This window comes from Desulfocicer vacuolatum DSM 3385 (assembly GCF_900176365.1).
GTDB lineage: Bacteria > Desulfobacterota > Desulfobacteria > Desulfobacterales > Desulfobacteraceae > Desulfocicer > Desulfocicer vacuolatum.
Genome location: NZ_FWXY01000031.1, coordinates 1 through 21652, shown reverse-complemented (window position 1 = coordinate 21652; position 21652 = coordinate 1). Strand labels below are relative to the sequence as shown.

16 protein-coding genes are annotated in these 21652 nt (G+C 48.4%); 14 read left to right on the top strand and 2 right to left on the bottom strand.

From position 1 onward, the window contains the following. Nucleotides 1–17 precede the first annotated feature (17 nt). The 13 genes from B9A32_RS18935 to B9A32_RS18865 all read left to right on the top strand — a co-directional run bounded on the left by B9A32_RS18935 (nucleotide 18) and on the right by B9A32_RS18865 (nucleotide 17497). On the top strand, nucleotides 18–1412 hold the full coding sequence (locus tag B9A32_RS18935) for a sigma-54-dependent transcriptional regulator (RefSeq protein ID WP_084071533.1): 1395 nt from the start codon (nucleotides 18–20) through the stop codon (nucleotides 1410–1412). Between the two features lie 696 nt (nucleotides 1413–2108). Continuing rightward, nucleotides 2109–2795, top strand: coding sequence for a response regulator (locus B9A32_RS18925; protein WP_084071531.1), 687 nt, complete (start codon nucleotides 2109–2111; stop codon nucleotides 2793–2795). Between the two features lie 467 nt (nucleotides 2796–3262). Continuing rightward, nucleotides 3263–3952, top strand: a complete 690-nt coding sequence (locus tag B9A32_RS18920) for a response regulator (protein ID WP_084071530.1) — start codon at nucleotides 3263–3265, stop codon at nucleotides 3950–3952. A 139-nt stretch (nucleotides 3953–4091) separates the two neighbouring features. After that, nucleotides 4092–5318: a GAF domain-containing sensor histidine kinase gene (locus B9A32_RS18915; RefSeq protein WP_084071529.1), complete on the top strand. Its 1227-nt coding sequence runs from the start codon at nucleotides 4092–4094 to the stop codon at nucleotides 5316–5318. After that, nucleotides 5311–5700 carry a response regulator gene (locus B9A32_RS18910; protein WP_232367235.1) on the top strand — a complete coding sequence of 130 codons (390 nt, stop codon included), beginning with the start codon at nucleotides 5311–5313 and terminating at the stop codon, nucleotides 5698–5700. The genes B9A32_RS18915 and B9A32_RS18910 overlap by 8 nt, the downstream gene beginning before the upstream one ends. Before the next feature lie 100 nt (nucleotides 5701–5800). Beyond that, nucleotides 5801–8854: an FAD-dependent oxidoreductase gene (locus tag B9A32_RS18900; RefSeq protein ID WP_170923907.1), complete on the top strand. Its 3054-nt coding sequence runs from the start codon at nucleotides 5801–5803 to the stop codon at nucleotides 8852–8854. Nucleotides 8855–8952: 98 nt separating this feature from the next. Then, nucleotides 8953–9396, top strand: coding sequence for a hydrogenase iron-sulfur subunit (locus tag B9A32_RS18895; protein WP_170923910.1), 444 nt, complete (start codon nucleotides 8953–8955; stop codon nucleotides 9394–9396). Further along, nucleotides 9374–10186, top strand: coding sequence for a 4Fe-4S binding protein (locus B9A32_RS18890; RefSeq protein WP_084071526.1), 813 nt, complete (start codon nucleotides 9374–9376; stop codon nucleotides 10184–10186). Before B9A32_RS18895 ends, B9A32_RS18890 begins: the two co-directional genes overlap by 23 nt. A gap of 169 nt (nucleotides 10187–10355) precedes the next feature. Beyond that, nucleotides 10356–12401, top strand: a complete 2046-nt coding sequence (gene fdhF, locus B9A32_RS18885; protein ID WP_084071525.1) for a formate dehydrogenase subunit alpha — start codon at nucleotides 10356–10358, stop codon at nucleotides 12399–12401. 412 nt (nucleotides 12402–12813) lie between these two features. Next, nucleotides 12814–13800 (top strand): universal stress protein, encoded by a 987-nt coding sequence (locus B9A32_RS18880; RefSeq protein WP_084071524.1) that lies wholly within the window; start codon nucleotides 12814–12816, stop codon nucleotides 13798–13800. 443 nt (nucleotides 13801–14243) lie between these two features. Beyond that, the gene (locus tag B9A32_RS18875; RefSeq protein WP_084071523.1) at nucleotides 14244–14984 is read left to right on the top strand and encodes an aspartate/glutamate racemase family protein; all 741 of its coding nucleotides are present in this window, start codon (nucleotides 14244–14246) and stop codon (nucleotides 14982–14984) included. A 70-nt stretch (nucleotides 14985–15054) separates the two neighbouring features. Further along, entirely contained in the window at nucleotides 15055–16338 is a 1284-nt protein-coding gene (locus B9A32_RS18870) for an NAD(P)/FAD-dependent oxidoreductase (RefSeq protein WP_084071522.1), read from the top strand. Between the two features lie 592 nt (nucleotides 16339–16930). Further along, on the top strand, nucleotides 16931–17497 hold the full coding sequence (locus tag B9A32_RS18865; protein WP_084071521.1) for a flavodoxin family protein: 567 nt from the start codon (nucleotides 16931–16933) through the stop codon (nucleotides 17495–17497). A gap of 347 nt (nucleotides 17498–17844) precedes the next feature. Here B9A32_RS18865 and B9A32_RS18860 read toward each other — a convergent pair whose 3' ends face one another. Continuing rightward, the gene (locus B9A32_RS18860) at nucleotides 17845–18831 is read right to left on the bottom strand and encodes a GlxA family transcriptional regulator (protein ID WP_139795895.1); all 987 of its coding nucleotides are present in this window, start codon (nucleotides 18829–18831) and stop codon (nucleotides 17845–17847) included. Nucleotides 18832–18980: 149 nt separating this feature from the next. Further along, complete coding sequence (locus B9A32_RS22425; RefSeq protein WP_269749046.1) at nucleotides 18981–19106, bottom strand: hypothetical protein; 126 nt, start codon at nucleotides 19104–19106, stop codon at nucleotides 18981–18983. A 251-nt stretch (nucleotides 19107–19357) separates the two neighbouring features. Here B9A32_RS22425 and B9A32_RS18855 point away from each other — a divergent pair, with 251 nt between their 5' ends. Beyond that, nucleotides 19358–21361, top strand: a complete 2004-nt coding sequence (locus B9A32_RS18855) for an oxidoreductase (RefSeq protein WP_084071519.1) — start codon at nucleotides 19358–19360, stop codon at nucleotides 21359–21361. Nucleotides 21362–21652 lie beyond the last annotated feature (291 nt).

The window sequence follows — 21652 nt, the reverse complement described above, 5'->3', positions numbered from 1 at the left end:
GCTGATGAAGAAAGTAAATGAATGACGCAAAAATTTTAGTTGTGGATGATGAACCCGCCATTGTCAGCGGGTGTGAAATGATCCTTTCAGAACAGGGATACCATGTGGAAACCTGCCTTTCAGGCAGAGAAGGTCTGAAAAAGCTGCAAACCGTCCCCTTTGACCTTGTGCTTCTGGACATCAAGTTTCCCAACATCAACGGCATTGACATCCTCAAAATTTTAAAACAGAAAAATATCCAGGTCACCGCTGTGATCATGACCGGTAAAGGCACCATTGAAAATGCAGTGGAGGCCATGAAAAGCGGAGCCTTTGATTTCATCACCAAACCCTTTGGGGAAGAACAACTCCTGGAAGTCATTACCAAAGCCCTTGAAAGTCTCACTCTGATAAAAGAGAATGAAAACTTAAAAAAACAGCTCTACGATAAATTTGATTTTAACAACATCATTGGCCATACCCCCGAAATCCAAAAGCTGTTTGAAAAAATCCAACGGGTGGCTCCCCTGGACAGCACTGTATTGCTAAATGGGGAAAGCGGCACAGGAAAAGAACTGTTTGCCCATGCCATCCATGAAAAAAGCAACCGTTCCAAGGAACTTTTTCTGGCCGTTGACTGTAGCACCTTGGCCTCCACAATCATGGAAAGTGAACTGTTTGGTCACGTAAAGGGAGCCTTTACCGGGGCCGATGCCAATAAGCAGGGAATCTTTGAAACCACATCCCGGGGCACCCTGTTTCTGGATGAAATTGCCAGCCTTGACATGGATATCCAGGGAAAACTGTTGCGGGTTCTTGAAACCGGTGAATATAAGCCTGTGGGCTCCAGCCGTATCAAAAAAACCGCTGCCCGGATGGTGGCCGCCACAAACCGGGATCTTGGAAAAATGGTGGAAAAAAAAATTTTCCGGGAAGATCTTTTTTATCGACTCAACGTCTTTCCCCTTCATATTCCCCCCCTCCGGGAGCGCCGCAAAGACATTCCGGAAATTGCCTACCATTTTCTTAAAATATTTTCCCGCAAAGCTCACAAAAAAATCCATGGTTTCTCCGATGATGCTCTGAGTGCACTGGTAAACTTTGACTGGCCCGGGAATGTCAGGCAATTAAAAAATGTGGTGGAACGCCTTGTGATCATGTGTGATGCACAAGAGTTGAATTATCAGTCTTTGATGGATAATTTTCAAACAGATTCCCAGCCGGCGGAATGTTCCTCCATTCCCACAAACCTTGAGGAGCTCAAAATTGCAAAAAAAAGCCTTCTCAAGGACCGCTTTGGCCCCATTGAGCGGTCTTTTCTTCGCCAGGCCCTGGATGCGGCAGAAGGAAATATCTCCCAGGCGGCAAGATCGGTGGGAATGCAACGATCCAATTTTTCTGCCATGATGAAAAAACACGGCATCCGCTTCTGATTTTTCCTCCCCTTTCTGCAATAGAACGGACATGTCCTGTCAAACAAAACGAATACAGGGTCGTAGACGCGGAGCCAAATGGCATTATGCCGCCTGCTCCAAGGGGCAATGGGCCGGCCCGGCCCGGAACTGTAGACAGCTCGATTGGCCGATTCCTATTACCCCTCGGGGGGGCTCTGCTGAGGGTGCTTGAACATCACCTTTTCATATAAAACCGCGGGCACACCGCATTCTGACCTTGCTCTGAAAACCTGTGTATATTTTTTTATGCAAATCAGGACAAATTCCTTCTTTCCCATTGAATTAAAAACAAACCTCATCTTCCCTTTGCGCTGTTGTCAGGCCCAACCCCACACCCGGCGTCATGGACCTTTTGTGCCATGCCGCCCCCTTCATTTTGGTTAACCGACTAAAATAAATCAAAATTCAGCTTTTAAAAAACCTGAAAAAAGAATAGATGTCTCCTTCCGCTTGCAGAAAAATTTTCAAAAATGCTTTTATCGGCTGTCCAGCATTAAAAAATGGCACGCTCCATGCATTGTGCAATCTCCAAAGAAAAACGCCCATGGAAAACATGGAACCAATGAATTTATATAACTGCCACGGGCAGACCGTATTCTGATCCGGATCTGCCCACAAGAAGCATGGAATACCCCCCCTGATCTGTAGAGTATTTCATATAAAAGGAGAACTATCATGGTCGCATTAAAAGAGAAGCAGTCAACCGTTTCCTCCCCCCACATCCTCATCATGGAAGATGACCTCAATGTTGCCCGGGGGTTGAAGATGGTTCTGGATGAAGATGGATATGATGTGGATCTGAGGGACACGGGATACGGTGCCCTGGATGCCATGGGACAATATCAGTACGATCTTCTCATGGCAGATCTGCGCCTGCCGGACATTGACGGCATGCAGGTCATTAAAAAAGTAAGGGCAACAAACCCCTCAACCGGGATCATTGCAATGACAGGTTATGCCACCAATGATCTGGCAGTGGATGCCATGAAGCTGGGTGCCCGGGACTTTATTGCAAAACCTTTTACCCAGGAGCAGATCAAGACTGTTATTGATGAGGCCCTTGCAGCCAACCTGGCGGAAATGGAGGCGATGGAACGTCTTCCCCAGGCCAAAAAAGGCATCATCTCCATCCAGAAGCAGGAGGTGCTCAAGATATTGAACAGAACATCAGAAGATAAAAAATTTAAAAACAGACTTCTGAAAACCGGTAATAAAGCACTGGATGGATACACCCTTTCCCTGGACGCCAAAACAGCCATTGCCGCCGGTAATCTCAAATGGATCACTGAAAATGTGGGAGAGTTAAACCAGAAACAGCTCATGTACGTTTTCCAATGCCTTGAACAACGGGGCGCACTGTAACAAAATTGTACCCGATAATGCATTGCAGGATAAAAGAGGGGCTATCCTGAAAAAAACACAGGGTCTGGGATTGTGTGGTGAATATTTATTTATACGCAGATAAAGCCGGGCATGGCACGGGCCACAGTAAAATCGTTAAAAAAAGCATATATTTTTTCATACACATTTATCTTCAATAACCATACATCCAATGAATCCCCCAAAAAGAGCACTCCCATAACTGTCTTAATTATAAGGCAATAAAAACAAATTAATTTTAACAAAAAATATATTGAGTCATGGCTCAATAAATGCAATGTATCCAAACAACAAAAAACAATTAGAACGATGCACCAAATTATATTGCTCTAAGGTAAAAAATTTAGAATTTCAGGGAAAAGATTTCCCAATGGAACGACGCCGGCAAAGATAAAGCAGCAAATGAAAAATGCCGAATATAAAATCAATTTTAAATAAAGGAGTTTACCATGGGATCATTAACACAGATGTCCGCAGCTGAGGCAATCTCCCCTGCCCATATTCTCATCATGGAAGATGATTTAAATGTGGCCCGGGGCTTAAAAATGGTTCTGGATGAAGAGGGCTATGATGTGGATCTCCAGGATACAGGTTACGGAGCCCTGGATGCCCTGGGACGTCAGGATTATAACCTGTTGATGGCAGATCTTCGTCTGCCGGACATTGACGGTATGCAGGTCATTAAAAAAGTCCGGGAGTCAAATCCTGACACCGGGGTCATTGCCATGACAGGCTATGCCACCAGCGCCCTTGCCGTGGACGCAATGAAACTGGGAGCCCGGGATTTCATTGCCAAACCGTTCACTGAAACGCAGATCAAAAATGCCATTGACGAAGCCCTGAGTGCCAATCTCAATGACATTGCCGCCATGGGCACACAATACCGGGCCAAAGGAGAGGTCGTCTCCATACAAAAGCAGGAAGTGCTCAAGGTATTGGACAGAACCTGTGAGGACAAAAAATTCTGGAACAGCCTCATGAAAAACGGTGGGGAAGCCCTATGGGAATACACCCTCACCCCCGAAGCAAAGGCGGCCATTGCCTCCGGCGATCTAAGATGGATCAATAAGAATGTGGGAGAATTAAACCAGAAGCAATTGCAGTATGTTTTTAAACGCCTTGAACGGGAAGTGTGGTAAATCACAAGGCAGATAAACCCGATAAATAACAAAAAAAGACCATTGCGCCACCAGGAGAACAGGGAGATTTTCAAGGTTGTCCCCTGGGCATGACCAGGAAAGCATTGTGTCAATGGGTAGCAAAATATGGGGATGATGTATGACGGATTTAAAACAATATAAACGATTTTACCGGCTGTTCAGAGAAGTGAGCCAGGTTGTTCACTCCAAAGGAGATCTGGATGATGTTCTTGATCTGGTGATATCCCGCCTTGTCCAGGGTGTTGACGCCATGGGCGGGGTGTTGTGTGTGATGGGTACGGATTCAAAACAGTTTATACCCCGGGCATCTTATAAAGTGCCGGAGTCCTATCTGTCTTTGAAACCCCTTGCCGGGGAGAAATTATCCAATTGGCCCGAGGCGGATAACAGCATCCACATCATCAATGACATTTTCAAATCCCCCCGGGTGAAATACCCCCAGAAAGCATGGGATGCCGGGGCTCGAATGATGCTGGATATTCCCCTGGTGATCCAGGGCCAGATATTTGGATTCATCCGACTCTATTTTTCCCGCAAGCCGGTGCTGTCCGATGAGGTACTGGATTTTATCCAGGCCATATCCGAGCAGAGCTCCTGCGCCATCAACCACGTCACCGAGATAAAATCCCACATTCTCCAGTATAACCAGCTGGCCACCAAAGTAGACCGCATGTCCTCTTTGGGAAGAATGGCTGCCGGCATCGCCCATGAGATCAACAACCCATTGACAGGAATTTTACTTTACAGCTCAAATCTTTCCAAAAAAGCCGACCCCGGTCCCTGCAAAGAAGGGCTTGAAATCATCATGCAGGAGACCCAGCGCTGTAAAAAAATCATCCAGGGACTGCTGGATTTTTCCCGGGAAAAGAAACCCCAGAAAATCATGGCAAATATCAATAAAGTCATTGAAAAAGCCCTGGCCCTCATGGACAACGAATTATTCATCCGGCGCATTAAAGTGGTGCGGGATTTTGATTATGATGCCAGAAGTTTTTTCCTGGACGACGATCAGATGGAACAAGTGCTCATTAATCTGCTTTTCAATGCCGTCCACGCCATTGGAGAAAAGGGTGTCATTAACATTCGAACCATGAGTAATGAAGAAGATCAAACCGTGTCTGTGGAGATTGAAGACAACGGATGCGGTATTCACAAGGACAACCAGAAAAAAATATTTGAACCGTTCTATACCACCCGGGCAGAAGGCACAGGCCTGGGGCTTGCCGTCAGTTATGGAATCATCAGAAATCATCAAGGCAGGATCAAGGTATCAAGCGAACCCGGTATTGGAACACTGATCAGACTGACCCTGCCGGTGTTGAAGGAGAATAACGATCTTGAATGATAAAAAAAATGAGATAACACAAAAAAAGGTGTTGATCATTGATGATGAGGATGTGATCTGCAAGGCCTGTAAAATGGTATTGAACGAACAGGAAGTTATCTGTGACCATTGCCTGTCCGGAGAAGAAGGCATTGAGAGGGTGATGGAACAAGATTATGATCTGCTCCTGCTGGACATGAAGTTAAAAGAAATGGACGGCATGGATATATTAAAACGGGTCAAGGAAGAGAAACCCGAGCTTTATGTCATTGTCATCACCGGGTATTCCACCATTGCCAACACGGTAAAGGCCATGAAACTGGGTGCCAATGACTATTTGTCCAAACCCTTTGCCGACCATGAATTGATTGATGCTGTCAACGCATTGTTAGACAGCGAGTAATAAATATGGGATCAGGCCTGGGTTGTTGTGGCTGTTTAATAACCATGTGGGCATCAACTGACCTGTCCCTTCATGAACGTTCGAACCACGGAGTTGTTTTATGGATAAAAATATAAATACCCCCGCAAATCCCCAGGGGGCGGTAATGGTAGTGGGGGGCGGTATTGCAGGCATGCAGGCGGCCCTGGACATTGCCAATTCAGGATTTTATGTGTATCTGGTGGAAAAATCCCCGGCCATCGGCGGAAAAATGGCCCAGCTGGACAAAACCTTTCCCACCAATGACTGTGCCATGTGAATTATCTCACCTAAACTGGTCGAGGTCGGCCGGCACATGAACATTGAACTATTGACATTAACTGAAGTCACCGCCATATCCGGACAGGAGGGGGACATCACCGCCACCCTGGTCCAGCACCCAAGATATGTGGACACGGACAAGTGCATTGCCTGCGGGCTCTGTGCAGAGAAATGCCCCAAAAAAGTGCCTGATGAGTACAATGAAGGACTTGGCAAACGAAAAGCCATTTATGTTCCCTACTCCCAGGCAGTACCCCTGAAATATACCATTGATCCAAATAATTGCCTCTATTTGACCAAGGAGAGATGCGGCCTTTGTGAAACGGTCTGTCCCTCCCATGCCATCAATTACCTGGATCAAAAAAAGGAGATCACTTTAAATGTGGGGTCTGTGGTGCTTTCAACGGGTTTTAAATCCTTTGATCCATCAGGGCTTGATCATCTCTCCTTTGGCAAACATCCTGACATTGTCACATCCATGGGATTTGAACGGGTGCTTTCCGCCACCGGTCCCCAGGGGGGACACCTGGTGCTGCCCTCGGATAAAAAGCATAAAAAAGAGCCCAAAAAAATCGCCTGGCTCCAATGTGTGGGCTCCAGGGATGAAAACCGCAGCAAAAACAGCTATTGCTCTTCGGTGTGCTGCATGTATGCCGTGAAACAGTCGGTGATGGCCATGGATCACAGCAAGGCCCCCCTGGATTGTGCCATCTTTTACATGGACATGCGCACCCAGGGAAAGGATTTTGACACCTACCTTGAAAAGGCAAAGGACAATGGCGTTCGATTTGTCAGGTCCCGGGTTCATACTGTGATGCCCGATCCCCACAAAGGCAATCTTGTGATGACCTATGTGGATGAACTGGGAGCACTTAAAACCGAATATTTTGACATGGTGGTTCTCTCCACAGGTCTTGAAATAAGTGCTGACAGCTTTGCCCTGGCAACGGGCATGGGCATTGAACTGGATGCATCCAATTTCATCAACACCAACAGCTTTAACCCGGTGTCCACTTCCATGCCCGGCATTTACGCCTGTGGTGTTTTCACAGGTCCCAAGGATATACCCCAGTCAGTGATGGAGGCAAGCGCTGCTGCCGCTGCCGCCACCGAAGGACTTGCCGTTTCACGGAACACCTTAACAAAGGCCGTTGTCAAACCCAAAGAGCGTGAAGTGGCAGAGGATGCCCCCAAAATAGGGGTATTTGTGTGCAATTGCGGTACCAACATCGGCGGCATTGTGGATATCCCGGCGGTGGCGGCCTATGCTGCCGAACTTCCCGGCGTGGTTTATGTGGAGGAAAATCTTTTTACATGTTCCCAGGACACCCAGGATAAAATGGTGGAGGTGATCCGGAACAAAGGCCTTAACCGCATTGTGGTGGCAGCCTGCACCCCCAAAACCCATGAAGAACTTTTCCGGGAAACCCTCATTGATGCGGGGTTAAACAAATATCTCATTGAAATGGCCAACATCAGAAACCAGGATTCCTGGGTCCATTCTGATGAACCGGAAAAGGCCACAACCAAGGCAAAGGATCTGGTAAGAATGGCCGTGGCCAAGGCCTTCAGGCTGGCACCGTTGTTTGAAACCCAGTTGCCGGTGAGCCCGTCGGCCCTGGTGGTGGGAGGAGGCATTGCCGGTATGACAGCTGCCCTGTCACTGTCCCGTCAGGGGTATCCTGTCACCCTGGTGGAAAAAAACCAACACATGGGGGGCAATGGTCGACAACTTTGCAAAACCTGGAAAAATGAAGAAATCGCCCCCTTTGTAAAGGGCCTCATTGCCGACATTGAAGCCGATGGACAGATCCAAACCCTTTTGGGCGCCACAGTGGAATCTGTGGAAGGCTTTGTGGGGAACTTTAAGACCACCGTTACCTCTGTGGACAAGACCCAACTCATTGACCATGGCGTGGCTCTTATTGCCACCGGGGCTGTGGAATCAAAACCCACGGAATACGCCTATGGCCAACACAAGGCCGTGATGACACTCCTGGAACTTGACGCTCTTTTCATGGAAAAAGATACCCGCCTTGAAAAAGCCATGGAAGTGGTGTTCATCCAATGTGTCGGCTCAAGGGATAAAGAACATCCCTATTGTTCCAAGGTGTGCTGCACCCATGCCATTAAAAGTGCCATGGCCTTTAAGAAAAAAAATCCTGACACCGGTGTATATGTGCTCTACCGGGATATCCGCACCTATGGTCAGCGGGAAACCCTCTACCGGGAGGCCCGGAAAGCAGGCATTCTTTTCTTCCAGTATGACCTGGACAGCAAACCTGTGGTCACCCCGGGGGAAAATCGTGTGAGCGTGGAATTCACCGACACAATCCTGGGAAGACGTTTGTGCGTGGACGCTGACATTCTATGCCTTTCCGCCCGCATTGATGCCAGGGATAACACCCATCTTTCCCAGGCTTTCAAGGTGACAGCGGACAGTGCAGGATGGCTCCTTGAGGCCCACCAGAAACTCAGACCCGTGGACTTTGCCACGGACGGGGTCTTTCTCTGCGGCATGAGCCACTACCCCAAACCTGTGGATGAAAGCATTGCCCAGGCAAAGGCGGCAGCGGCAAGGGCGTTAACCGTACTTTCCCGGAACAGTATCAATGTGGGTGGCATTGTGGCACAAATTGATCCGGAACGGTGTGCCGGATGCGGTGGATGCGTGGAGGTGTGCTCCTACAACGCCATCACCATGGACCCTGAAAGGGAGGTGGCTGTGGTCAACGACGCCCTTTGCAAGGGGTGTGGCGCCTGTGCTGCCACCTGCCCCTCCGAGGCCCCTTCGTTGATGGGATTTAACAATGATCAACTATATGCACAAATCAAGTCTGCCTTGGCAGTTTGACAAACCACATCCGGGAACCGGCTCCAAAGGTTCCCGGTGATAATAAAGGAGTATATTCGGTGAAAACAGATCTTTTTGAACCCCAGATTGTTGCCTTTATGTGCAACTGGTGCACCTATGGTGCGGCCGATCTTGCCGGTGTCAGCCGCATGCAGTACCCGTCCAATTTAAGAATCATACGGGTGATGTGCTCGGCAAGTGTAAGCCCCCATCATATTCTAAGGGCCTTTCAGAGCGGGGCCGACGGTGTCATGGTGGGCGGCTGACACATCGGCGACTGCCATTACCTGTACGGTAATAACATGACTATCAAACGTATCACCTTTGTCCAGGAAATGCTTAAGTTCATGGGATTGGAAGGACGACTTCACCTGGAATGGATTTCCTCGGCCGAGGCCCAGAAATTTGCCCGGGTGGTGACCGATTTCACAGAAAAAATCACCCACCTGGGACCCAGCCCCATTGCCGGACAAACCCGGTCAATTTCCATGGAGCCCCATGAAAACAAAAGGAGGAAACATGAATATCACAAAGCAGGTTGAGCAATTGCTCAAACAGGGCGATGTGGATATTTTTCTGGCTTACAGAGAGCTTGACGGCCATCTGATTCCCCATGGCTACACCCTGGACAACCTGGAAGATCTTGAGAACCTCAAAGTGAGCCAACATCGCTACAGTCTGGAAAAAGTGGCCACCCACCTCACCGAAAAAAAACCGAATCTTAAAATCGGCATTGTGGCAAGGGATTGTAACCAGCGGGCCTTGAATCTTCTTTATACATGGAATCAGCTCAGCCCGGAAAACATCACCCCCCTCATGGTGAACTGTTGTCCTTCCCAGACCAGGAATCACAGCGACTGCACCTACCTTGAACCCAAAAAAACCGGGACATTCAAGCAGAAAAAGGGCATTGATTTTAATGAAAATCCCCGGGAATTCATGGATAATAATGACAACGGCCAGCGTTTTTCCCGGTGGATGTACGAATTCAGCAAATGCATCAAGTGCTATGGATGCAGAAATATCTGTCCGGTCTGTTTCTGCACGGACTGCAGTCTGGAAAACCCGGATCTTGTTGAACCCGGGGCACTGCCGCCGGAAATCCCCATTTTTCATCTGGTGCGGGCCACCCACATGGCTGGACGATGCATTGACTGCGGTCTGTGCGAAGATGCCTGTCCCGCTGAAATTCCCTTAAGATTTCTTTACCGGGAAATGAACCGCATTGTATCTGACGTGTTTGATTACACACCCGGAGCGGGACTGGAAAAATCACCCTTTACCATCATTGGTAATGAGGTGACACTGGAACCCAGACCCATGGATGCGTAGGCTTGATGATAACTTTGGCCATGGCTGACCCCATGGCCCATGCAGGGTGAACGAATTTTTAATCAGGCCTGAACAGGCATTTTTTAATCCGGCACCATGCAAAGAACGCACCCCGGGCATTCACCATAAAGATTGACCCGGGCGGATTGCGTAAATCAGGAGATGAACAATGAATTGCAAGTTTGTACCTTCCGTGTGCTCATATTGCGGAACAGGGTGCGGCGTTCTTTTTGAAGTGATTGATGGAAAAATCAACTCAACGCTGCCCTTGAAGTCCCACCCGGTGAACCAGGGAAAACTGTGTATCAAGGGATGGAGCCTCCACGAATATATCAACAGTTACATGCGCCTTAAAGCCCCTCTGGTAAAAGAGAACGGACACTTTCAAAAGGCCACCTGGGACGAAGCCATCACCCATGCAGCCAAAAATTTCAACCGTATTAAAGAGACCCATGGACCCGATGCCATTGGGGTATTGGTCTCTGCCAAGGTAACCAACGAAGAGAATTACCTGGCCCAGAAGCTTGCCAGGGCCGCCATTGGCACCAACAATGTGGACCACTGCGCCCGACTGTGACATTCCTCAACAGTGGCAGGTCTTGCCGCTGCATTTGGAAGTGGTGCCATGACAAATTCCATCGAAGAATTTGAAACCCATTCCAAGGTGATCTTTGTTATTGGATCCAACACCACAGCATGTCATCCCCTCATTGCCAGCCGAATTATCAAGGCAAAAGAGAACGGTGCCAAACTCATTGTTGCAGATCCCCGGAATATCCAGCTCTCCCGGTACGCAGATTTTACAGTGCACCAGCGCCTGGGTTCTGATGTGGCCCTGCTCAACGGCATGATGCACATCATTATTAAAAACAACTGGCATGACCAGGCCTATATAGAACAGCGATGTGAGGATTTTGAACAATTAAAAGAAACCCTTCACACATATACACCCACCATGGTGGAAGCCATCACCGGCATTGCCAAAAAAGATATTACGAAAATGGCAGAGCTCTATGCCACCCAATCTCCGGCGGCCCTTCTTTATGCCATGGGCATCACCCAGCACACCACCGGCGTTGACAATGTCAAATCCTGCTGCAACCTTGCCATGCTCTGCGGCAATGTGGGGGTTGCCGGGGGCGGTGTCAACCCCCTGAGGGGCCAGAACAATGTCCAGGGAGCCTGTGACATGGGGGGCCTTCCCAATGTGTTCACCGGATACCAGCCAGTGGCCGATCCCAAGGCCCGGGAAAAATTCTCCCAGGCATGGGACTGTGAGCTTTCCGACACCCCGGGCATGACCATCACCGACATGATCTCTGCCATTGAAGAAGGTAAAATAAAGGGGCTCTACGTCATAGGAGAAAATCCCAAGCTCAGTGATCCAGATAAAAATCACCTGGATAACGCGTTTAAAAAGCTGGATTTTCTTATCACCGAGGATATTTTTCTCACGGAAAGTGCCCAGATCGCCGACGTGGTATTTGCATCGGCCTCCCTGGGGGAAAGGGAGGGCACCTTCACCAATACGGAACGGCGATGCATGCTCACAAGAAAGGCCGTGGAACCCGTTGGCAATGCCCTGCCTGACTGGGAGATCATTTCGCGCTTTTCAACGGCCCTGGGGTATGAAATGAATTACGATTGTCCCAGTGATATTTTCAATGAGATGACGTCTTTAACCAAGAGTTATCAGGGCATGTCCTACCAACGCCTTGGCATTGACGGTCTTCAATGGCCCTGTCCCACCCCGGAACATCCCGGCACCCCCTATCTTCACAAGAACATTTTCACCCGGGGCAAAGGGAAATTCCACGCCATTGATTACAAAGATCCGGCAGAGTTGACCTGTGAGGACTATCCCATGCTCATGACCACAGGACGAATGTTTGCCCATTTTCACACCGGTACCATGACAAGGGTTTCCACAAGCCTTGATAGCGAACAAAAAACAGGGTATGTGGAGATCAATCCCAAGGATGCCCGGCGCTTGAACATCAACACCGATGACATGATTCTGCTGACCTCCCGGCGGGGAAAGATAGAGGCTCCGGCCCGGATCACCGATTCCGTACCGCCCAATAACATCTTTCTGCCCATTCACTTTGGTGAAAACCCCACCAATGTGTTGACCAGCTCAACGGCCTTTGATCCCATTGCCAAGATTCCTGAATTCAAGGTAGGAGCCGTTAAGATAGAAAAACTCATTGCCTGATATACCTGACCGGGGCATGATAAATGCCCTGGTTATTTACCTTGACAGGCATGCATACGCAATATTAAAATAGTTTCATCGGGTGTGAAAATTCACTCTGAATTCCCTTTTGACTCCCACCTTCTGTCTGCGTCTCAACTTCTACTCATCCATCCTTGATGAACTTTTAAAAACCCGGCTTATCAAATTTTCATCGCATCATAAAAATGATTACCAACGGTTTGTTTCCAATGGATTGTGACAGGAAACCGGATTTGACTTTTCCACGAAATCACCGGCTGTGAATGGCCCTTTAAATCAGCATGGGCTTCTTTCCCGGGTCCCAATGCTTTATTTCGCCTGATAACGGATATTGCCACACCCTTTGGAAGTTTTAATTAAAACACCCAACGATTTTACAAAGGAGGCAACCATGAGAATCCAACCCCAGAAAATTATGTGTGCCATGGATTTTTCCGATTACAGCCCCACCATACTTTCTTATAGTGTGGCATTGTGCAAAGAATTTGACGCCAGACTCTTTCTGTGCCATGTGGTGATGAATGTCCCGGCAATGCTTGGCACCAGCGAAACCTCCCTGGATCCCATTCAACTCCAGCAGAGCCATAACCGGTCTGCCCAGGAGATGCTGGAAAAAATGGCAGCCGAGGTGCCACTGCCCTGTGAAGTGATCCTGGGCAAGGGCGATGCCGCCGACGAACTGAGTCGCATCGCCCAAGAAAAAGAGATTGATATGGTGGTCACCGCCACCCAGGGACAATCCGCCATGGCACGACTTCTCATCGGATCGGTGACTGAAAAACTGATGAAAACCATCCAATGCCCTCTGCTTGTGCTCCACACCCAGAAGCATGAATTTTTTCCTCCCCCGGATCATGGCATTAAAATGGATAAAATCCTTGTGGGATGCGATTTTTCATCGGATTCCCGCCTTGCCTTTGAATATGGCATGAGCCTGGCCCAGGAATTCCAGGCAAGCTTGCATCTGGCCCATGTCATTAAACCCACGGAACACCTGGCACTGAAACCTGAAAATGATTTTGATCTTTCTCCGGGGGATTATTACCGGCTAACCTCCCCCACCCTCTACCTGGAAACCGCTTCAGAAAAACATGAAACAAGAATAAATAAAATCAAGGAAATCCGAAACAAACTCATCCACCAGCTCCACCGCATGGTTCCGGAAGAAAGCCAACACTGGTGTACCCCGGAAACCATCCTGCTGGATGGAGAACCCTACCGGGAGTTGATCCACTACGCCCAGGATGAAGAAATGGATCTCATCGTGCTGGGAATTCGCGGCCACACCCTCCTGGAAAAACTCATGGTGGGCTCCACCACCCATCGCCTCATCCGTCAATCCCCCTGTCCGGTGCTGGCGGTACGACAAAATAATTGAATCATTCATGTGACCCTGGACATTTCAACACCAGGGTCACACCTGCCGTTCTCCACATCCCCGGCACCACATTCCCCACAATGGCCGGATTTGAACAGATTTTTGTAGAACTGTCATGGGCAAAGCCCATTCTGACCTTGATCCACCCACAACAAAGATTATAACCTGTGGCTCACACAAATCCCTCATATAAAAAAGAACTTGACACAAAAGATGCTCACTGGTATGTCCTTAAAAACTCTGTGATACTTCTATGGTATACTAATAGATTGATTCTGATATTGCTTGTCTATCTCCAGGTATTTGATTGATGGGACGCTGATTTTATATTTGTATTCATACCAAGGTATAAAAAAGCCTCCCATGTAAAGATGGGAGGATCAAAAAAATCGGTGGTTAAAAATCAATGAAACCATAAGCTTTCAGCATGAGGTAATAACAACATGACCGTTTACACCGCAGACAATCCCAAAAGATCCTGGTATGGCGAAGCCATCGGGATACTCATTCTTGATGCCACTTATCCCTGCATTCCGGGCAATGTGGGTAATGCCACCACATATGATTTTCCTGTGAGGTATAAAGTGGTAAAGGATGCCTCCATTGAACGCCTGCTGACCCAGAGAGATCCAAACTTGCTGGAACCATTTATAACAGCGGCCAGGGAACTTCAGGATGAAGGGGTCCGTGCCATCACCGGGGCCTGTGGATTCATGGCGCTTTTTCAACCCCAGATACAGCAGGCTGTGACAATTCCTGTGTTCATGTCCAGCCTGCTCCAGATACCCTTTATCCATCAAATACTGCCCCCGGGTAAAAAAACAGGTGTTATCACCGCCAATGCATCGGTGCTGACCCCTGAACATTTTACCAATGTTGGCGTATCAGACAAAATGCCCCTGGTTATCCGGGGTATGGAAAAACAAACAGAGTTCTGTGAATCCGTGCTTGAAGAAAAAGGCACACTGGATTCTGAAAAAGTGGAAAAAGAAGTGGTGGGCGTTGCCAAGGATATGGTTGAAGAACACCCGGACATTGATGCTATTTTGCTGGAGTGCAGTGATCTGCCACCCTATGCCGAGGCGGTGTTCAAAGCCACAGGACGCGCGGTTTTTGATTTCATAACCATGATCCGTTATGTCCACAGCGCATTGACCCCCACACCTTACAGCGGATTTATGTAATATATATTTTGATACCGGGTTTTACCCACAGATGCTGAAATCAAGCCCGCAATGAAAAAGGAAATAAAAAATGACTGACAAAAATGTAGATCATGGTTTATGGGCAGCCACAGCTCCGGCAGCCCCCACACTCACCCCGTTTAAGGGAGATAAAGACACTGACGTGGCCATCATCGGCGGCGGTTTTACCGGCCTGTCTGCGGCCCTCTATCTCGCAGAATCAGGCACCGATGCCCTGCTCCTGGAAAGTCGGCATGTGGGGTTCGGCGGTTCCGGCCGTAATGTGGGACTTGTCAATGCAGGTTTATGGCTTCCCCCGGAAGATGTCATTAAAATTGTGGGCAACGAGCATGGGGAAAACCTCGTAGAATTTCTGGGCAAATCACCGGACATGGTGTATGAACTCATTGAAAAACATCAGATCTCCTGCGAAGCCATACGAGTGGGAACACTCCATTGCGGTCACTCCCCGGCCGGTCTCAAATCCCTGGAAGCAAGGGAAGCCCAATGGCAAAAACGCGGCGCTCCGGTGAAGTTGCTCAGCCAGGAAGAGACAACAAAAAAAACCGGTAGTAATAAATTTTGCGGTGCTCTGTTGGATGAACGGGCCGGAACAGTACAACCCCTTTCCTATGTCCGTGGACTTGCCCATGCAGCTGTGGCAGCCGGGGCAAATCTTTTTGACAATTCACCGGTAACCGGACTGGAAAAAAAGAATGGCCGATGGGAGCTCACAACCCCCGGCGGAACCATAAGGGCAAAATCCGTTATTCTGGCCACCCAGGGGTATCCTGAAGCAGCATTTGAAAACAAACTCAATTCTCTGATTCCTTTTAATTACTTCCAGTTTGCCACGCCGCCTCTATCTGACAGCATCCGGGAAAAAGTCCTTTGTGAAGGCCATGCCGCATGGGATACGGCATTGATTCTATCCTCCTACCGATTTGATGATGCCAACCGCTTTATTGTGGGCAGTGTGGGGCAGGTGATCAATGGCGGGTTTAACGTCCATGAATCATGGGCACGACGCACCATCAGAAAAGTTTTTCCGGCCATTCCCACCACAGAGCTTGAATATGCCTGGGGCGGACGTATTGCCATGACCACGGATCACATCCCCCGGTTCCACATGCCGGACGAAAGCTTTGTCACTGTAACCAGCTACAACGGCAGGGGCATTGGCCCTGGAACCGTTTTTGGTAAACTCATGGCACAGCTGGTGAACGGCGAAGTGGAAAGCAAAGATGTTCCACTGCCCCTGCAAAGGGAAAAAGCAATTTTCATGAGAAACCTCCGGGGTCTTTTCTATGAAACCGGTGCACGGCTTTACCATACTACCCAGCGTCGGATCTAATTTTTCCAACGAACTGCCACGGGCAGACCGCATTCTGACTTCGGTCTGCCCACAACAAAGATACAAACTCTCCACAGCTTTACGGAGTATTTAATATCAACGAGCATCTCCTCCTGGCGGACACAACAAATATAGGGTCGTAGACGCGAAGTCAAATGGTATTATACCGCCGCCCCCCCGACGGGCAATGGGCCCTGTAGACAGCTCAATTGTCCGGTTCCTATTACCCGTCGGGGGGCGGCTCTGCTGAGGTTGCCTTGGAGGCTGCATTGTATATAAAAACAAATTTCATACTCCCTTTGAGTCATTTATAAGTTCCATGTCCATCCCCTTGCACCCTCATCCGCTTAAAAACTCTCCTTGTCTCCCCACAGGCTCCATGGAAAAACAGTGGACCTGAACATTTGACAAATCCAATAACAATCCAATATTATCAATTGGTAAAGAGATAAAACAGGATTGGGCAAATCAGAGAATTCCCACACACTGGGAAATCAAAGTAGATTGATTTACCGGTTATGAAGACCAGACAATCACTTTTTTGCCTGATAATCGGTAAATAAAGAACTTATGACTCTCTTAAGGAGATTGTATGAAAGTTTTAACATTACAGGGCGGTGCCAGAAAAAAGGGCAACACAGCAACGGTTCTTGCCTGGGTGGAAGAAGAGCTCAAGGCCATGGGCCATGAGGTGGAAACCGTTCATCTGCAAAATAAAAATATCAAAGGGTGTCTTGCCTGTGGAAAATGCAAGGAAAACCCCGGGGCTGTGGCCTGTATTCAAAAAGATGACGCCATTGAGATATTAGACAAAATGGTGGAGGCAGAGCTTGTTATTTTTACATCGCCACTCTATTTCTGGGGAGTTGCCGGTCCTTTAAAATCCCTCATTGACAGAACTTACAGCTTTTATGTGGATTACCACCGGCCCACCCATGCCTCCCTGGTGAAAAACCAGCGCCAGGCCCTTCTGGTGACGGGTGCCGGCCCCTGGGAAAACAATGCTGAAGCCACATTTACAGCCTTTGAGCGACTCCAGGGGCCCCACATGGCCATCCCCGCAGGAAACCTTTATATCGGCAAATGCACCACCCCGGAAAACCTGGACGAAAATGCAAAAGACCAGGCCAAAGCCTTTGCACAAAAAATTGTAAGCTAAAATTTTCTATTTTTTACAGCGCAGAGATCTTTGAGGGTGTTGCAAAAAGTAAATATTCGGGTTGGTTTTGTAAATGTTTGGCCGGTGCCCCATCTTCGCTTAGTTGGGACTGCGTAGCATACTATTGCTATGTGGGCAGGCCCAAATGAGTGAAGATGGGATGCTGCCCGAATATTTACTGCAAAAAGTCTGAAATTTATTTTTTATCAACAACATACCGTAGGTGAACTATCATTGAACCGTGTATAATGTGGTAAAAATTTCATGACCGACTTTTTACAGGACCGTCATCTTTGCTTGTCTGCACCTATTATTATCTCCCCCTGCACAGCCTTTCATGAAGTAACTCACGATGCCCGACTGAAGCGTTCCCGGTACTCCCTTGGCGATAAACCCGTATATTTTCTGAACAATCGCCGAAAGGAATTGCTGTCTTCATACCCCACCTGCCAGGTTATTTCTGTGATATTTTCCATTGTGGTCTCCAGCTTTCGCTTGGCAGCCTCTATGCGAACCCGCTGGAGATAGGTCAAAGGAGAATCACCGGTGGCTTTTTTAAACCGTCGCTTAAAATGACGGGGGCTTATTCCCAAATCCGATGCCAGGGCATCCAGGGGAATGGCCTGCTCAAAACATTTTTCCATGCGATTCTGGGCCAACAAAATCTTTTCGTCGGAATGGTTTTTCTGGTAATCAAACACCACATAAGGCGATTGATTACGGCGATTGGGTTCCACCAATAAGGCTTTGCCACAATGAGCGGCAAGCTCTTCAGACCCGAATTTTTCAATGAGAAACAAAGAAAGATCCAGAAAAGAAGTGGTGGCACCGGAACAGATCAATCCGCCATCTTCGGTGAGAATTCGTTCCGGCTTTAATTGAACATGGGGATAACAACGCTGAAAGTATCGTACAAACTCCCAATTGGTGGTGGCTACCTTTCCGTCCAGCAAACCGGTCTCCGCCAAAAAAAAGGTGCCTGTGCAACTGGCACCGATCATGGCATTTCCATGATGCCAGCGTTGAAACCACTTGATAAGTGTCCGGGGTATTTTTCCCATGAAATCCAATGGAGGCAAAAACCCGGGAATCAAAATAAAATCTGTAGTTTTAATCCCATGGATCGATTGATGAGGCTGTATAATAACCCGTCCATATCCTTCAACAATTTCTCCGTCCAGAGAGACAATATCCCAGGAAAAAAGAGGCTCTGGACAGATCTCCATGGACTGAGTGCGCCGGTGGCATAAATTGGCCATGGCAAAGGCGTCAATGGGACCGATAATGCTGGACATGGAACAATGGGGGTATGCAAGCAATGTGATATGGGGCATATTTTTTCCTTTATCTTCCGGTTCCACACCGCACCGGAGCAATGGGAGTCTGGTAAAAAACAATGTTCATCAGATTACATCATCCTGAATGTTCGGCCTTAGCATGCAGCGGCCTGGATATAGACTTGTCTTTTTCAGCATGGTTAAAGTCATATATGCCTCTTTTTATTTTTCTGGTCAACCCATAATATAATTACACGGGCACCCCTTACTTTAAACCACGATCTGCCCAAAACAAAGCTTGAAATACGCTCCTGATTTTCGGAGTATTTCATATAAGGGAGTCAGACCTTATTGATTTACCATTTACAAAACTCAGACCACCATCATTTTATGGGTGGTATATTGGATAAACGGTAAATTAAAAACTGCTGCCCCCCTAAAACAGGCATCCCCTGACGGGCACAACCAATGTAGAAAATAAAATTATACGGACCCAACAGCCTGCCCGGAATGGAAATGTCAAAACCAAAGAATGAGGAAAGTCAGAACTAAAATTCAAACAATATTTAACATGGGAGGTTACATGAAAGATCCCCTGCTCCAACCCATTGCCATCAACACTCTTGACATTAAAAACAGAATTTATCTGCCTGCCATGCACCTTGGCATGGCGGAAAATTTCCTGGTCACAGACCAGATAACTAAATTTTATGCGGAACGGGCCCGGGGGGGGGCCGGGATGATCTGTGTGGGGTTTGCCACGGTGAATGAACTGGCCGGTAACACCCAGAACATCGGTGCCCACAAAGACGAGTTCCTGCCGGGGCTGACAAAACTGGCAGATGCCATTAATTCCAATGGGTCACGCTCCTGTGTTCAACTCAACCACGCCGGCCGGTATAATTTTTCTTTTTTTCTGGAAGGAAAACAACCCGTGGCCCCGTCGGCCATTGCTTCCCGCATGACCCGGGAGACTCCCAAAGCCCTGGATCTTAATGAAATTAATGAAATCATTGATGATTTTGCCAAGGCAGCCCTGAGGGTACAAAAGGCAGGCTTTGATGCAGTGGAGGTGTTAAGCGGTACCGGATACCTCATCAGCGAATTTCTCTCCCCCTTGACCAACCAGCGCACAGATGAATATGGCGGCTCCCTGGAAAATCGCATGCGCTTCGGTCTGGAGGTGATGCAGGCCATCCGCAAGGCAGTCGGGAAAGACTATCCTGTGATGGTGCGCATGAACGGCAATGATTTCATGCCCGGGGGCCAGGGACGGGATGAACTGCGGGAATATGCCAGGGCACTGACCACAAAAGCCGGTGTAGATGCCCTTTGCATCAATGTAGGGTGGCACGAGGCAAGGGTACCCCAAATCACAGCCGCAGTTCCCCGGGGGGCCTTTGCCTACCTTGCCCGGGGAATAAAAGAGGTTGTTGATGTACCGGTGATTGCCAGCCATCGCATCAATGAACCTGAAACGGCCCGGGAAATCATTGGTGACGGCATGTGTGACATGGTGGCCATGGGTCGAAGTCTTATTGCAGATCCTTTTTTACCCAAAAAGGTGGAAGAGGGGCGGGAATCTCAAATTCTCCATTGCATTGCCTGTGCCCAGGGATGCTTTGATAACCTGTTTAAACTAAAACATGTGGAGTGCCTTTGCAATCCCAGGGCAGGCCATGAATGCAATACTGAATATGAAGCCGCAGAAGTGCCCAAAAACGTGATGGTCATCGGCGGTGGACCTGCCGGTATGAACGCTGCCCTTGCAGCCCGGAAACGGGGGCATAATGTCACCCTGTATGAAAAAAACGGTGGTCTGGGGGGCCAGCTCTTCCTTGCCGCCTCTCCCCCGGGCCGGAATGAGTTTGCCGAACTTGCATGGGATCTGGGAGAAAAAGTCTATGACAATGATATTATAGTGGAACTGGATGAAGTGGTGGATGGCGATCTCATTGACCGGGAAAAACCTGATCACATTATTCTGGCCACCGGAGCCCTGCCCATGACACCCCCCATCCCCGGCGTGGAACTGCCCCACGTTGTCCAGGCCTGGGATGTGCTCTCCCACCAGGTATTCACCGGTAAAAAAGTGGTCATCATCGGTGGAGGGGCCGTGGGGGTGGAAACCGCTCTGTTGCTTGCAGAAAAGGGCACCCTGTCCGCTGAAGCCTTAAAATTTCTATTTGTTAATAAGGCAGAATCCCCGGAAGTATTGTTTGAAATGGCCACACGGGGCACCAAGGAAATCACTGTTCTTGAAATGATGGAAAGCATTGGTAAAGAGTTTGGAAAATCCACCCGCTGGGGCATGCTGCAGGATATCAAGCGCCACGGCATTACCTCCAGACCCGGTGCCAAGGCCCTGGAAATTACCCCCACGGGCATTAAAATTGAAACCCGGGACGGTATTGAAGAACTGCCCGCAGACACCATTGTCCTGGCAGCCGGTTCCCGATGTGAAAATGCCCTGGTTGAAACCATCAAAGCCCGGAACATCCCCTTTGATGTGGTGGGGGATGCAAAGAGCATCGGCATGGCCTTTGATGCGGTGCACAAGGGGTATGCAGCCGGTATGAAAATTTAGCGGGTTATAGGTAAATTCTCATCAGCCATAACAATGGTTCGGACAGTTTTTAGATCTATGGTCATTTGAAAGTATAATCTATTGAAATTATTAAACTCGATTTTTTTACAGTCAATCTATCGGATTTAATAAAAACAGACACTTACAAAAACTGTCCGAAGTATTGCCATAAGGGAGCCGGCAACTTTTAATCTACCCTTTTCCCCAAACAAAAAAGCCCTGACCATTATAAAATAATGATCAGGGCTATTTAAAAAGATAATCCGGCGGCGTCCTACTCTCCCACACAGC